At 59.4% G+C, this 15,274-nt stretch carries 6 protein-coding genes; all 6 read right to left on the reverse strand.

All coding sequences use genetic code 11. From position 1 onward, the window contains the following. Positions 1–518: 518 nt before the first annotated feature. The 6 genes from GKN89_RS24365 to fsa all read right to left on the reverse strand — a co-directional run bounded on the left by GKN89_RS24365 (position 519) and on the right by fsa (position 15,162). The gene (locus GKN89_RS24365) at positions 519–809 is read right to left on the reverse strand and encodes a DUF2569 domain-containing protein (RefSeq protein WP_370520171.1); all 291 of its coding nucleotides are present in this window, start codon (positions 807–809) and stop codon (positions 519–521) included. After that, complete coding sequence (locus GKN89_RS24370) at positions 776–1,012, reverse strand: hypothetical protein (protein ID WP_230328912.1); 237 nt, start codon at positions 1,010–1,012, stop codon at positions 776–778. The genes GKN89_RS24365 and GKN89_RS24370 overlap by 34 nt, the downstream gene beginning before the upstream one ends. A 215-nt stretch (positions 1,013–1,227) precedes the next feature. Further along, positions 1,228–1,611 carry a hypothetical protein gene (locus GKN89_RS02590; RefSeq protein WP_154746297.1) on the reverse strand — a complete coding sequence of 128 codons (384 nt, stop codon included), beginning with the start codon at positions 1,609–1,611 and terminating at the stop codon, positions 1,228–1,230. Positions 1,612–1,613: 2 nt separating this feature from the next. Continuing rightward, entirely contained in the window at positions 1,614–12,425 is a 10,812-nt protein-coding gene (locus GKN89_RS02595; RefSeq protein WP_154746298.1) for a hemagglutinin repeat-containing protein, read from the reverse strand. Positions 12,426–12,499: 74 nt separating this feature from the next. Further along, on the reverse strand, positions 12,500–14,221 hold the full coding sequence (locus GKN89_RS02600) for a ShlB/FhaC/HecB family hemolysin secretion/activation protein (RefSeq protein WP_154746299.1): 1,722 nt from the start codon (positions 14,219–14,221) through the stop codon (positions 12,500–12,502). 275 nt (positions 14,222–14,496) lie between these two features. Further along, positions 14,497–15,162 carry a fructose-6-phosphate aldolase gene (gene fsa / locus GKN89_RS02605; RefSeq protein ID WP_154746300.1) on the reverse strand — a complete coding sequence of 222 codons (666 nt, stop codon included), beginning with the start codon at positions 15,160–15,162 and terminating at the stop codon, positions 14,497–14,499. Positions 15,163–15,274 lie beyond the last annotated feature (112 nt).

Genomic DNA, 15,274 nt, shown 5'->3' on the forward strand with positions numbered 1-15,274 from the left:
AACCTTCTGCAATATAAGATGTTCCAATAATTCAGACGTTGTCGGGGAGGCTAAGCGTGGATTTCACCTATAAGCAAGAGGCGTTATCTCTTACCGTTTCGATAACTTCCTGTATATATATTCCCGTGTTATCGTTCTCAAGCCCCTGCCGGCATCGATGCCGGCCAAGAGGCTGATGCCCACCGTGTTGGTGGCGTCTTTCCCTGCATCTTTGTGATCTAGGCGTAGATTGGGTACGGTGAAACAGCGAGATAATCATCGGCGGCAATTGGATCACCGAGTCCGGCATTGCCCGTGCGGAACAACTGGAACTCAGTATTGCGAACGGAGTGCTCCGGTTACCGCGCCGGAAAGTGGAGGTTTTTAGGGCTTAGATGCAAGAATCCCGGCCTACTTGCCGGGATTCTTTACACCTTTATTTCTGTTTTTCACTCTGCTCTTTTTACGACATGGGGCAGCGATAGCACAACCACCTTCAGGAAGTTATTCTCCACAGCGACGTCATTAATTAGACATTGCTACCGACAAAAAACCATAGTAATTCTTTTGGAAAAAATAAAATAAGGTATCCATATAACAACCCCCAATATCCCACTTACTAATAATCTGATATTATCTGAACTCTGCTGCATATCAAAAATGACAGCCGGTAATACAGTAAAATAGAGAGCAATAATTAGTCCTGTTGCATAATAAGCGATCATAGCTTTTCGAGTTCCCTTTTTGCGTCTATAAAAAAACCAAATTGCATAAAGGGAAACAATTAACCCACATATCAGAAACGCAAATGCCCCATAGCGTAATAAGATAAAAAGCCAGTTTCGTTGAAATAATTGAAAGCAGTAATGGTAAAACTGTAAAGATCAATAGCACCACCAATAACACCTAAGATAAGTCCCAGAGCAGGAAGATACAATAGTCCATTAATTTTACTTAACTCCTCATTTTCACAGGCACCACACAATCCTGACTCTTTGTTTGCTTCTAAAACCTTACATTTTATACATTCCATTTTTTGTTCCATCATTCATAGTGTGACAATAATGTCTGATCTTATAAACATCCATCACCACATGTCAGATTAAACACTATTGTGGCAAGAGTGAACGCATAGCCTGCTATACAACCGAAAAAACAGCCATTTAAAATTGCTCTGGTGAAAAACAGAGCCCATCACCTTTTAAAAAGTAAAGAGTAGTAACCCGGCCAAGGCCGGGGGGTAGTGTATTAGTTCAGAAGATCCGTTGATACATTGCCAGTCTCAAAGAACTCCTTAAAGATCCTGACAACAAGATCGAAGTCTTTTGTTATCTGTCTTGCTGACCAAAAATCACCCAAGACATCTATCTTTTCCTCTGGCAGGCTTTTATCCCAGTAAGAGCGTACCTCATAGTCATCTTCTGTTGTTTCCCCCAACATCAGTAGATAATTACCTTTTTCAGTTCTGACTTGTAACATTTCAGGACCTGTATTATCAGTGTTTATCCGATCAAGCGTTAATGTCCCAGCCTCATCTTTAAGCCCTTTTAACAGAAGCGCGATGTCCTCCCATTGGGAAGTTTTTTTATTTCCACCTTTGCCATTCAATGTCCAGCTAGATAAAAAAATCATAGTTACTCCCTCACCTTCAGAGATTTCATTCCAGGCTGCCAGTACAGAGTTTTCCCTGTCTGCTCTTCATATATAGTGAGTGATTTCAATCCAGACTTTTCAGCCATTGCAGCTACATCTCCACGGCAGAAGCCACATACAGGCTCTTTTGACACAGTCATAGTCATCTCACGACCTAGAGTCATACCCTTTTCATAAGCCTGTTGGATCACCCCTACTTCAGCATGCGCTGTTGCCATATTTCCGTTAGGCATATCTTTACCAAGCTTTTCTATTTTGGCTTGAATCCTTCCATCGATAAGCGTTGGCTTATTAATATCGGCTAATGATGGTGGTCTTACTCCCTGGTTAGTATCACTGAATTTATTACCATCAACATTTCCTTTCGCAACGACCTTCACATTCGCATCAACAATTTTGCCAAGTTGTTTCGCCGCTGCCGCACCAAGTATCGGGGTAACCGAAGCAATAATAATATCGGCTCCCTGCTTCAACTCGGTGTAATCTTTGGCTGTTGCGTAATCAACTCCTTTCGTTGTCATAAAGAAGTTGATCATTGCGTCTTGGATCTGCTGCTGATTCTGCGCATCAACACTGGTGATATTCAGCAGGTTTACTATCTGGCCGTAAGCATCCGCGTATTGCTGGCTCACCTTCGAGTTGTACGGCCCGGTTTCGTACTCACTTTTGGCCGCAATAACCTCCAGTCTCGCACTCGCACAGGCGGCACTGCCTGCGCCACCATTGCCGCAAGCTTCGATCACTTTCTTGTCGCTGGCAATATCCTTTTCACGCAGTTCATTGATCTTCTGCTGCGCCTGCTCACGCTCTGCCGGGTCGTTGCTGTTCTGGAGTTTCTGCTTCGCTAACTCAAGCACAGTCTTCTCCTGAACGCTCAGATAGTTATTCTCCACCGCATTCTTGCCGGCCTGCCCGCCCGTCACCGCTCCCGCAGTATCTCCCGTCGCCAACCCGCCTGCAAGCCCTGCAGCCAACTGGCTCAGCGCGCTGACCTGCTGTTTCTCGCTTTCGCTCAGCTGCTGCGCCGTTTTGCCCGGGTACAGCTGGCCGGCAATGTAGCGCGCCGCCAGTTCCCCGCCGCCCGCGCCCAGTCCCCCTGCGGTGGCTGACTGGTTGTTCAGCTGCGCCGTTACCGCACCCAGCACTGCATGCGCCATTGCGTTGGCGGCGATGTTGTCTTCACCGACCCGTTTCTTGATTTCCGTCGCCAGGTACGGCGAAGTACCGCTCGCCAGCGCGCCCGCCAGGTTATTGCCCGCCAGCGCCGTCAGCGCTCCCGTCACCGCCTGCGCCGCCTTCTGCAGATCGCTGCCGGTACCGTATTGCCGCATCGCGTTGTCGTACGCCTGCTTCATCACCGCCGCATCGTTCGTCGGTTTGCCGCTCTTCTCAAGCTGCTCCCTGGCCTGCGCCAGCGCCGCCGGGTCTTTCTGTGCCTTCAGCCCGGCAATCTCGCCCTGCGTGCGGATGACGTCCATCGTCTGGCCGCCAATCTCGCCGATAAGCTGCGCCTGCTTCAGCCGGTTCTGCTCCTTCTCCTTGTTGAATATCGGGCTGATGCTGCCGTCGTTGGCATGTTCGGTATCCCGGTTTAGCTGCGCCACATCCTGCTGCTGTTTGTCGGTGTCACGGACTATCAGCGTTCCCTCACTGACCCCGGCTTTTGTCGTGCCCTCGGCGTGCCCGCTGTTGTTGGCGCCCGACAGCATGCCGCCGGCCGTGTTGGTCAACAGCTCTTTGCCCACCGGCCCGCCGGTGCTGAAGCTGCCGCCGCTGTGCGTCGCGCTGTAGTCCGCCTGGTTGTGGATGTCCTTCCAGCCCAGCGTGCCGGTATCGAGGCGGTTGTTCTCTTTGTCTGCCGTGCTGGCTATCACCGCGCCGTCGAGCTGGGTATGCTCTTTGACCTTGACGTCATACCCGCCTTTGCCGGCAAACAGCCCGGTCTGCTCTTTTACCGAGTCGAAGTTGCTGTGCAGCTTGTCCTTGCTGGCACTCACGTTGGCGGAGCCGGTCATCGAGCCGAAGGTGAAACTGCCGCCCGCGCTGGCGTTTTGCTGTTTGGCATCATAGCGGTCGCTATCCTGTTCACTTTGCAGCGTCAGGTTGCGGCCCACGTCGACGGTAACCTTTTCGCCGCTGGCCTGCGCGCCTTTCAATTTGGTGTCGCGGCCGCTGGTCAGGCTGAGATGGCTGCCCGCATCCAGGGTGGTTTCGGCATGCGTCAGGCCGTTGCCGCTCTCATGCCCCTTGCCGGCATTGACGCCGGCCGAGACGCTGATGCCATAGCCGCCCGAGCCTGCGCCGATGCCGACGCCAACGTTGCCGCCTTTGCTGCTGTTATTGCCGACGGTGCTTTCGCTGTTCTGCGCCGACTGCAGGGTAATGTCCCGCGCCGCAGCGAGCGACAGGTCTTTGCCCGCCTTCAATTGGCTGCCGGTGATAGTGATATCGCCACTCTGTGCGTTGTGACTTTTACCGGTTGCCGTTATCGACAGGTTTTGCCCGGCGGTAAGCGTGCTGCCCTGCGACTGGCGGCTGTCGGTGCGGGTTTCGCTCTTCGACGACTGACTGCCGTAAGAGGCGCTGATGCCCACCGTGTTGGTGGCGCCTTTCCCCGCATCTGTGTTGAGTTTGTCGAGTTCAACGGCCTGTGCCGCCTGCACGCCGGACAGCGCCGCCTTGGTGTTTTGCAGTGCGTTCAGACGCCCGTCGCCCTCTTTTCTTGCCTGTTGCGCCGAGCTGACGGCGGTGTTGAGTGCACCGCCCACGGTGCCCGACAGCGCCACGCTCAGGCCGCTTTGCTTCTGCTCAAAGGTTTCTTTGCGCGTGCGTTGATCGTAGCCGGGATCGATAGTCACGCTGTCGCCGGTCAGGGCCAGATCCTTGCCCGCCACCAGATCGGCACCGCCAATGTGCAGTTGGTTGCCCGCCGTGATATTGACGCTGCCCTGGCTGCTGCCGACGGTACTGACGCTTTGGCTCTGGGTGGTGGCTTTCTCGTCGATTTCGTGTTTGCTCGACTGCTTGCCTATCGTGAAGCCGATGCCGCCGCTACCCAGCAGGCCGCTCTTTTTCTTCTCTTCCAGCAGGTAATGTGTGTCGGTCTCGGTGGCCGCACCGATATCGACATTACGGCCGGCCTGCAGGTTCACGTCCCGGTCGGCGGCAATGGCCGAGCCGGTGACCGTCAGATCATTACCGGCGCTGACGCTGACGCTGTCGCCGCTCAGCAGCGTGCCTTTCTCACGCGTGGTGGCATCGCGCGCTACGCTGTGGCTGCTGCTTTTTTTCAGGAAGCCTTTTTTCTCCGAACGCTCCTCACTGTAGCGCGACTCTCGCTCGGTAGCCGTATTGAGGGTGACATCGTTTTTCGCCTGCAGGGCGATGGCACCCTGGTCGCTGTGCAGGGTGCTGCCGGTAATAGTGACGTCGCCCTCTCGCCCGACTACCGTCACGCCATCGCGCCCGCTGAAGGTGCTGCCGGTGCTGATTTCGCGCTCGGTTTGTTCGATGCGATGGCTTTTGGTTTTGCCCTCGCGTTTGTTTTCGCTGTCCAGATCTTGCGTGCGGCTGCGCGCGTCTTTAATGGTCACGTCCTGCGCGCTGATGCCAATACGCCCTTCTTTACTGTCAACCTGCGCGCCTTCGGCCAGCAGTTGGTTGCCCGCCACCAGGGTGACGCCCTGGTCGCCGCCGAGTGCACTTAATGTCAGGCGCTCTTCCTGGCGATCGTTGCTGACTGATGACGTACGGCTGTTGGCAGCCAGATGCGTGGTATTGGTGGTGTTCTCGGCCCTGATAGTGATATCGCCGCCGGCCTGTACGCGGGTGCTGCCGCCGGCCTTGGCCTGGCTGCCAGCGAACGTAACGTCCCGTCCGGCCGAAAGGTTAAGGTTGCCGCCGGCGTTAAGCTCGCTCCCCTGTGCTTGCTGCCATTCGCCGCTCACGCGCGCCATCCGGGAGCCTGCCGCTTCCGTGCCGCCACGGGTGCGGTTGCCCATTGCCCCCGAGATAACCTCAAGGTCGGCGATATGGCTGCTTTTGGCGGTGGTGATGGTCAGGTCGTTGCGCGCGCTCAGGCTGAGCGTGTCGGTCGCATCGAGTTTAGCCCCCGAGAGGGTGATATCGGCGCCGCTGAGACGAATATCGCCGGCGTTCATCGTCGCCTGGCGCAGCGCCTCCTGCAGGTTGGTGCTCAAAGTCAAACTCTCTGCCCGCACGTCAATGCTGCCGGCCTTGATATCACCGCCCTGATGCAGGAACTGCCCGGCATCAACGGTTAGCGCCTTATCGGCAAACAGATTGCCGGCATTGGTGACACTGTTTGCCGAGAGCTGCAGGCTACCGCCGCCAATCACCGCACCATCGCCGGTCAGGCGCAACGTGGTCTGCGCCAGATACACTTCCGGCACCCACACCGTTTGTGGGCCTTCGGCGGTTTGCACCGTCTCGCTCACCAGCCAGACAATATCCTGCTGCAGCGCCGCAATCTGTTCCGGCGTCAAAGCCACGCCCGGCACCAGATGGAAGTCCTGCGCCACCTTCGCCCCGTTGTTCATCAGTTGCTGGTACTGCGCCATCGCATCTTCACCTCTGATAGACGGCTTGCCGGTCAGCGCCAGCACCTGCTCGCGCACCAGCCGCTGTTCGTAAAAACCGTCTCCAAGGCGTTTATGAACCTGCGCAGGATCATAGCCCACACGTTCGAGCATATAGTCGCTGCTGATGAAGTTCTCGCGGCGGGTAAAGCGTTCGTCGGTCACCACCAGGAACGGGCTGCCGGCCGCCGTAGGTTGGCTGAACAACGCGTTATTGGGGATCGCGGTAGCCACATTGCCCAGATGCTGTAACTGCGTTAGCGCCAGCTCAGACGGCAACAGCGGACGCCCCAGCGGCGAAGACGGCATGGCGCCCGGTCTTGTCATTTGCTCGCCCGGAGCCAGCGCCATGTCACCATTCTGGATACCAGCGCCCTCTACCGCAAAGCCCAGCGGATTGCGTTCCAGTTCGGCGCGTTCGGCATCCACGGCGTTTAATGCCGCTTCAAGTTGGCTGATTTGCGCCTGATTGACCGTGGTGTTAGTGATGCGAGCCCCATTGATGGTGACCGTGCCACTGCCGGTGATCACGCCGTCAACGGTCGCCAGCGCCGTGGTCTCGTCTCGGTTGAACGTTGGATACCAGTGATGCGTGTCCTTGTCATAATGGTCGACGATAACCGCCTGGCGCCGTTCGTTAACCGAGTAGCCACGGTTGGCCAGGCTGCCGCCGCCGTCCTGCGTCAGGTTGCCGTTGGCGGTAATGACGCTGGCGTCATTAAGCAGTTGCCCGGTGATGCGCAGCACCATATTGCCGCCCGCCAGAATACGCGCGCCGATGCCCTCGGAGACCAGCCTGTCGCGCGTCAGCGTGCCGGTCTCGGTACGTTCGCGGAAGTTGTTGTAATCGGTGACGAACGGCGCGCTGTCAATATCGACATGCTTCTCGGGATCCCACGTCATCACCTGCGTCCAGTCATGCTCCCAATGGAAACCGTTTTGATAAGGCGTCGGGATGGTTGCCAGCTGATTTCCCCCACGCGTTTCGTAGAACGTCATGGCATAGCTGCCGTCGGCATTCGGCTTGAGCGCCAGGTAGTTAACCCACAGGTCGGTAAGTGTGCCCTTATTGTCCTTGACCCGCACCTGCGCGCGTTTGCCCGCCGCATCAATAGCCAACAGGGTGCCGTAGCGATTGTTCTGGGCCGCCGCGTCATCCTGGAAGCTCAGCTGTTGGGTGGTTGGCGCCATGGTGCTTTTATCGGGGTTGACCGCCGAACCATAGGTGCGCCAGTAGTAGTTGTAGCGATGCCATTTGTAATCGCTCTTCTCGGCGTCACGCTCAATCACCAGCCCTTCGCGCAGGTTATCAAGACGCCGAGCCTCGACGGTGGCGTCACCGTCAGCTTCGATAAAGCTCGCCCGGTTTTCAATCAGGTCATCACTGTGCAGCTGCAGACGGTCGGCGCTGTAGATCAGTGCCCCATCCCGGTTGGTCAGGCGTTCACCGGCCTGCAACGTCAGGCTTTGGGTCGCCGCCATCACCGCAGACTGACCGTGGTTGTCGATGACACGCCCACGCACGGTGATTGCGTCCCCCATCAGCGCTGCGGCGTTGTCCAGGGTATCGACGTTCAGCGTCATGCTGTCAGCCTCAATACGCCCGGTGTTTTGCAACGTTCCGGTCGTCAGCTGTAGCGTCTTGCCCACCAGCGATGCCGGATTGGCGATGCTGGCCGCATTGAGCACCAGATTGCCCGGCAGCAACCAGTCCACCAGGTTGATAAAGGCGCCGTTCAGGGAGAACGTCACCGTGCCGTTACTGCTGATCGTTTCGCCGGCCTGGCGGGTATAGTCCTGCTGCGCAGACAGGTTCAGCGCCTGCAATCCCACCAAGTCGCCGCGTTGATTATCCAGCGTGCGCGCATGCAGGGTAAGTTGGCCGGCGCTCTCCAGCCGCCCGCCCTGGTTAAGCAATACCAGCGGCGAATCGGCCGGCGACAGGCCGGCGTTAATGCCAAGATCGCCGTTGGCGAGGAGTTGCCCCTGGCGGTTGTCCAGAGAGGCCACGTTCGTGAGCGTGAGCGAACCGACGCTCTGAAGCCGCCCAGCAGTGTTGTCGATGTCGCGCGCAGCGATGTCGGTCTGGGCAGAGCCGAGGATCAGGCCGCCGTCGCGGTTGTTCAGGCGCTCAGTCTGCACCTCCAACACCGCCTGGCTGCTCAGCGCTCCTTGAGCGCTGTTGTCTATCTCTGCAGCTCTGAGCGTCAACCGCTGGGTCGAAACCAGCTGCCCACCCTGATTATTCACCTGGGCGCCGTCGAGCGTGAGCGCCCCACCGCTGTGCACCTTGCCCTGTTGGTTGTTGAGCATACCGATGCGGTAGGCGCCCGTTCCCTGGCTGATGAGCGTGCCGCCGGTATTGTCCAGCCGCGCCGTGGCCAGATCAAGGCCGCTCCGGCTGCTGAATATGCCCTGACGGTTCACAATGCCAGCCGCCGACACCCGCTGTTCACCATTGCTGCGCACCGCGCCGCCGGTATTATCAAACATGCCGAGAATACGCAGCGCCACCTGTTGCTGGCCCTCGATCTGACCGCCGACATTGTTCAGCGTTTGCGCGTCGAGTTGAAGCGCCTCGCCACTTTGCATTTTCCCATCGCGGTTGTTCAGCGCGTCGCTCAGCGCAAGGCGTTGTTGTTTCTGGCTGTAGAGCAGCCCGCCCTGCGTATTGTCGAGTGCACGGGCGGCGATACTCAGCCCCTCGCCAGCCAGCCACTGACCACCGGCGTTATTGATGGCGCCGGCGTGTTCGCCGTCTTTGGCCCCCATAACAGCAAGTGCCCCCTGCGCCGAGACCTTACCGCCACGGTTATCGACATCCTGCGCAACGCGCAGCACCAAATCCGCCGCCGACTGCAGCCCCCCTTTGGCATTGTTCAGCCAGCCCGCCGACAGCTGCGCATCCTGCTGGCTTTGTACGCTGCCTTGCGCGTTGTCAAAACCGCCGCTGACGGCGTGCCAGCCGCCCTGGCTGCCCATCCAGCCCTCGGCGTTGAACATGTCTTGCGCCGTGAGGACCTGGGATAACGTGCTAAAAATCCTGCCCCGGCGGTTATCCAGCGCGCCGGTGAATTGCATATCCAGGCTGCCCAGCGCATTGATCGCCCCCTGGGCATTGTTCAGGCCGGCGGCGCGTACCTCGGTGCGCCCATTGCCGGTAAACGTGCCCCCTTGGTTATCCCAGCCGCCGGCCAGGTTCAGGACAAGCCCTTGCTCGCTGAAGACCACCCCCGCAGCGCGGTTGGCCAACTGGCCCCCCTGCAGCGACAGATCGCCGCCGCTTTGCAACGACCCGCCGTCGTTGTCAAACAGGCTGGCGGCGCCGCCATTAACCGCCAACGATCGCTGTGCGGTCAGCTTACCGGTTTGATTGCGGACATCGCCTGCGGCATCCAAACGGAGATCGCCGCCGGACTGCAGGCTGCCGCCGGTATTGTCGAGAGTGCGCACCGAGGCAGCAACCTGCCGACCGCCTTGTGCGCCGCCACCGCGGTTATCCCAGTCACCGCCGGCCTGCACGACGAGGGCGTTGCCGGCCTCAAGCCAGCCGGCCGCGTTGTTCAGTTCCCGTTGCGTCGTCAATTCCAGCCCCTGACGAGCCACCACTTTGCCCTGGCCGTTATCCACCTGCTGTGCCGCCAGCGTGAGCGATTCCCCGCTGATTTCGCCCTCGCGGTTCACCAACTCTGCCGCACTGTTCAGCACCAGTTGTTGCCCGCCCAGCACCTTTCCGGCCTCGTTGTGCACACTCCCAGCCGCTATGTGGGTTTGCCCGTGCCCCGAGATCGTGCCGTGGCGGTTATTCAGCGCGCCATCGGTGCGCACGGTCAATGTCTGGCCGGCACCCAGCAGCCCCTGGGCATTGTCCAATCCCTGACGAGCGTGCAGCTCAAGCCGCTGCAGGCCAATCACCTTGCCCTGCGTATTATCGAGCCGGCCGGTGTTCACCATCAGCGCCGCGCCACTGATTTCACCCGCGCGGTTAGTCGCCGGCCCCATGGTGTTCAGCGTTAACGCTTGGCCGGACAGCAGCTTGCCACCGTCGTTGCTGAGGGTAGTTGCCGTTGCCGTAACGGCCGTTTCACCTTGCACCGTACCGCCGCGGTTGTCCCAGTCACCGGCGTGAAGATCCAGTTTCTCTCCTGCGCCGATAAGGCCGCCCCGGTTGCCCACGCGGCCGGCGGTCAGATCGAGATTGCGCTGGCTGACGAGCTTGCCTTGCGCGTTATTCAGATGCTGCGCCGTCAGCCGCACCCGGCTGCCGTCCACCGTTCCGGACTGGTTGTTCAGTTCGCCGCCCGCTTCGAGCTCCAGCGCCTGGCCGGCGAACAGGCCGCCGCCGGCGTTGTTGATCGCACCGCCCGTCTGAACCACCAACTGACCCGGCGTTGTTACCTTACCGCCCTGGTTATCAAGCCTGCCGGCATCCAGCCGCAGATCGCCGTTGCCACCCAATTCACCGTCGCTGTTGTCGAGCAGGCCGCCGATCCGCCAGTGCTGCGCCGCGTCGCCCAGCGCCACCAGACGGCCGCGCTGGTTGATCAACGCCGCCGCCTTGAGATCAAGCTGGCGGCTCTCAATGGTACCGTCGCTGTTATTCAGCTCACCGCCCAGGCTGAAACGACTTTCGCCTCCGCCGGTTTGGGACCAGACGGCCCCCTGGCCAAACACATTGTTGGCATCAACCTGCCAGCGCCCGGTTTTGATCTGAGCCTGCCGGGCGTCCACATCACCCGGGGTGTTCACGGTAAACTCCCCGCTATCGACGGTCGATTGGCGCAACGCCACGCCGCCCTGCCGGGCCGCCAGCGAGGCATGGGCCGCCGCCACCTGCGCACCGCTGAGATCAACGCGGCGCCCGCTGACGTTAACCGCCTTTTTGCTCAGTAAGCTGCCGCGGGCACGAATGTCGCCCTGGCTATCAAGCTGCAGATTGGCATCATGGACCAGCGTGCTGTCGGCATTACTCCCCGCCAGCAGATGGCCGCTGCTTTGAATGCCGTGCGCGGCGTCAAGCCGCACATCCCCGGCCGCCGCCAGCGTGCCGGACTGCGTCAACGTCCCCTCCCGGCTCTGCACGGCCAACTGACCGCCGCTGTGCAATTTGCCGCGATACTCGATGTCGCCTTTCGCCGCCAGTTTGGTGTCGCCGCCGGACTGCGTGGCGGCATCCGGCGCATCAGACCGCCAGCTGAGCTTGCCTTCGCTGCTGACGGTGAGCGTTTTGCCTGCCTGCACTTGCCCATTCTGGTTGCGCACGCCGACGCCAGCCTCGGTGCCGATCATGCGAATGCTGCCGCTGTACATGCCCCCCATCTGGCCCATGTCTATTGCCAGCGCCGGTCTGGCGCCGCCGTCATCCGCCAGCGTCGTCACCGTTTTGCCGTCTGCGCTCACCCGGTTGCGGCCGCCCACCACCGACACGCTCTCTTTGGCCCAAACGCCGGCGTTGATCTCGACCGCGCGTGCCATAATGTCTACATATTCGGTATCGTGACGGGCATCGCCGTTGAGGCCGCCGCCCTCAACGCGCACCACGCCGCGTTCGATCTGATAACCTGCCATGCTGCCGTCGGCGTTCATCTGCGGTTTGCCGGTCGTCAGCGTCATGCGCCCGGCGTTGATCGTACCGCAACCGTTGCACACGATCCCCGCCGGGTTAGCCACGATCACCTGCGCCTTGCCGCCGGCCACTTCCAAAAAGCCGCGCAGTTGGCTGGGGTTATTGCTGTTGACTTCGTTGAGGATTACTCTGGCCGGCGCGGCGTTGGGGGTGAGGTTCGGGTTGCCCTGGATCATCCCTGCCATCTGGGTCGATGTCATCACCGCCGAGTTATTGAGGATGGCGCCTTTGGCGTCAACATCGAACTGTTGATATTGGTTATGCGATATCCCGGCCTGATTGGGGGCCGTGATATTGACCTGCGACAGCCCATTTTGCGTAGCGATAACCTCCGGCCGCAGGGAAGGATTGGCGGCACCGTCCGCCACAATGCCGTCAGCCATCGTCGGACCGGCGAACAAGGTCAGCCCCAGCATCCACACTGAGCGCCGCACCGTCACCCACAGGCGGGGGGCGCACGCACTGCGGCTTTGCCCCGATTCGGTGCTGCAGCTGCGGGCCAGTTCGGAAACCACCCGCAGTTCCCCGTGAGTGCGACTGAAAATAAGGCGATAGCAATGTTTATTCATGGGTCACATCCGTGATCAATATCAATCCGTTACGGTCAACGTCAGGCAAGCCGCCACTACCGCTTGGCCCGCGTTCAGATTTCCAGGTTAACGCTGAAGCCGGCCGTGGCACCCGAGGTGTGGAAACCCGCAGGCTTGTACAAAGGAACGCCGGCGAACAGGTCATAGCTGAGTCGCCCCCACAAGGCGCCGCGCACCCCAAGCGCGCTGCCCGCCAATTGCCGCCCCGGCAAGCCTCGCGTATTCGGGCCGTCCACCCGCCCGTAGTCGGCGGCCAGATAGAGTTCGTGACCGCGGGCAAACACATTCCAGGCGATGTCGTTACGCCAGACCAGGCCTTTTTCGCCAGACAGCATCTGCTCGCCGTCAAAACCGCGCACCGTGTAGCGCCCGGCAATGGCCATCCGCTCCTGCGGCGTCAGCGCGTTCGGGCTCCACTGGCCGCGCACGCTGGTATACAGCCGCCAGGGCTGCTCACCCCAGGAGAACGGCATGTTGAACCCCGCATCCCCGAGCAGGATGCCGGTACGCGCCGAGCCGTTGTGATTGGCTTCCTCCGGCGCGCGCAGCGCTCCCAGGGCGCCGGTGCCGCGCCGCCAAGCTACCGACGCATCCAGCGTATTGCGCCCGAGGTAACTGCGCTGGTTCAGTCCAATCTCCCAGCCCGCTGTCCGCCTCTTTTGCTGGGTCATTTCGATGTCTTCCACATAGTTGGTCGAGTGCTTGCGATAGCCGCGCAGGTTGAGCGTGGTCTTGTGCGATTGGTCGCGGTACAGCAACCGGGAAACGGTCAACTGAAAGTTGTCGCTCTTGCCGCTGTAGCGCAGCACCTCATTGGCGTTGGGGATGTTCTGATGGTAGGTGTAGTCGTTATAGTTGGCCGAGAAGGCCCAATATCCCACCGGGAAGAAATAGTTCAGCGTATGCGAACGGTTGCCGAACGGCCCGTGTTGGAATAAATCCTTGCCGATGTTGGCGTAGAACAGGTCATTTTGCGCAAACGGGGCATCAATAGCCAGGGTGGCCGAGCCAAGATAGCGCCCGGTGCTTTTGGAGCCGCTGTCGTCCAACCCCAGACTGAGCCGCACCGGGCGCCCCTCGTGCCAGTTGACCTGCAGATCGCTGGTGCCTTCCTGGGTGCCGGGCACGATTTTAATGTCGGCATTGGCGCTGGGCACCCGCCTGAAGTTCTCCAGCCCCTGCTCGATATCGCGCAGGTTAAGAAGATCGCCGCGCGAGGCCGGAACGGCGTTCCACAACCGTCCACGCCAGGAAACCGGCTCATCAAAGCGGACGTCGCCAATACGCCCGGGTTGCAACGTCAGTGTCAACGTGCCCTGAGTCAGATCCTGCTCCTGCGCCATCACCCGAGTTGTGACGTAGCCTTTGGCCAAAATGGCATTTTGCACCTTGTTGATAGCGAGCACGATCCCCCGCCCACCCAGGCAACGGCCTTTGGCATCGTTGGCGGCCGCAAGCGCCCACTGAAAGCGTTCGGCCGACTCGCCGACGAGCACCAACCGGTTGATGGTAAAACAGGGTTTTTCGTGAGGAGGATAATCGGGCAGCACCCGCTCAGGGGCAGCCACGCGCGCATCGGCCTGAGGGGTGTTTTGGTTCTGCAGGGCGCGTTCTCGCTCTTGCTGACGCAGCTGCTCACGGGCATCAATAGCCGCCGCGCCCTGGCTGAAAGCCTCAGCCGCAGAGGCGGAAAAAAACGGCACGGCGCCGAGCAACAATCCCGACAGACCATAGCGAATAAAACAAGGCACAGCACGAACGTAATTTGAGCGCATCCTTGGCTCCCCATCATTATTATTTCAATAAATTTATGAGTGAAATATTATAAATAATTTAAATAATTGTAATGACACTGCTTTAGTGACGAATTATGAGCCGATAAGGGCAAAAATCAATCGATTTTTCCCGAAAGAGAGATCATGCGGAAAATAAACAGTTCAGCGACAATTAAGTGAAAGGAAAGCCGATAATGGATAATGAAAGGAGGATGGCGCGTAGCCGCCACCCTTTAGCGATAATAGTGTGAGCACCGAGGAATAGGCGCAGGCCATCAGTTCAGCAGGCTGCTGCCGAAAGCCCCCTGCCAATCCTGCTCGAACTTCTCGACCGCGGCCTGTACGGCCGGCGCATTCAGGAACTGCTCCGCCACGTCCACCGGCAGCGTGATGGCCTGACAGCCCGCGAGCAGACATTCCAACGCCTGGCGCGGCGTCTTGAAGCTGGCGGCCAGCACCTGCGCCGACGGCGCGTGCAGGCTCAACAGCTGCTGCAGCTCGTGCACCATTTCGATACCGTCGCCGCCCTGCGCATCCACGCGGTTGACATAAGGCGCCACATATTCCGCCCCGGCCAATGCCGCCAACAGCCCCTGCCCGGCGCCGTATACCGCAGTGCCCAGCGTCGGGATGGACATCGTTTTGAGTTTCTTGATCGCCGCCAATCCTTCGGCGGTCACCGGGATCTTCACCACCAGCCCCGGCACACGCTGGCTGAGCAGCGCCGCCTCAGCCACCATACGCTCTGCATCGGTCGCCATCACCTGCGCAAACAGCTTGCCGGTGCCGCCGAGGGCGTCGCGCAGCGCGGGCAGCACTTCCCAGATCGGCTTGCCTTCTTTCGCCACGATGCTCGGGTTGGTGGTGACGCCGTGCAACGGCAGAATGCGCGCCAGGCGTTTTACCGCAGTCACATCGGCGGTATCGAGATAAAGCTCCATCACGGACTCCTGTGTCTTGTTCTGTGGGCGGATTCAAACTCTGATCATCATAGGGTAAAAACCCCGCCAACCTTTGACCAAAATCAATTCAACTTTCATTCGAAACATCTTT

Origin of the sequence: Serratia sp. YC16 (assembly GCF_009707615.1) — a bacterium.
In the GTDB taxonomy this organism is placed as follows: Bacteria; Pseudomonadota; Gammaproteobacteria; order Enterobacterales; family Enterobacteriaceae; genus Serratia; species Serratia surfactantfaciens.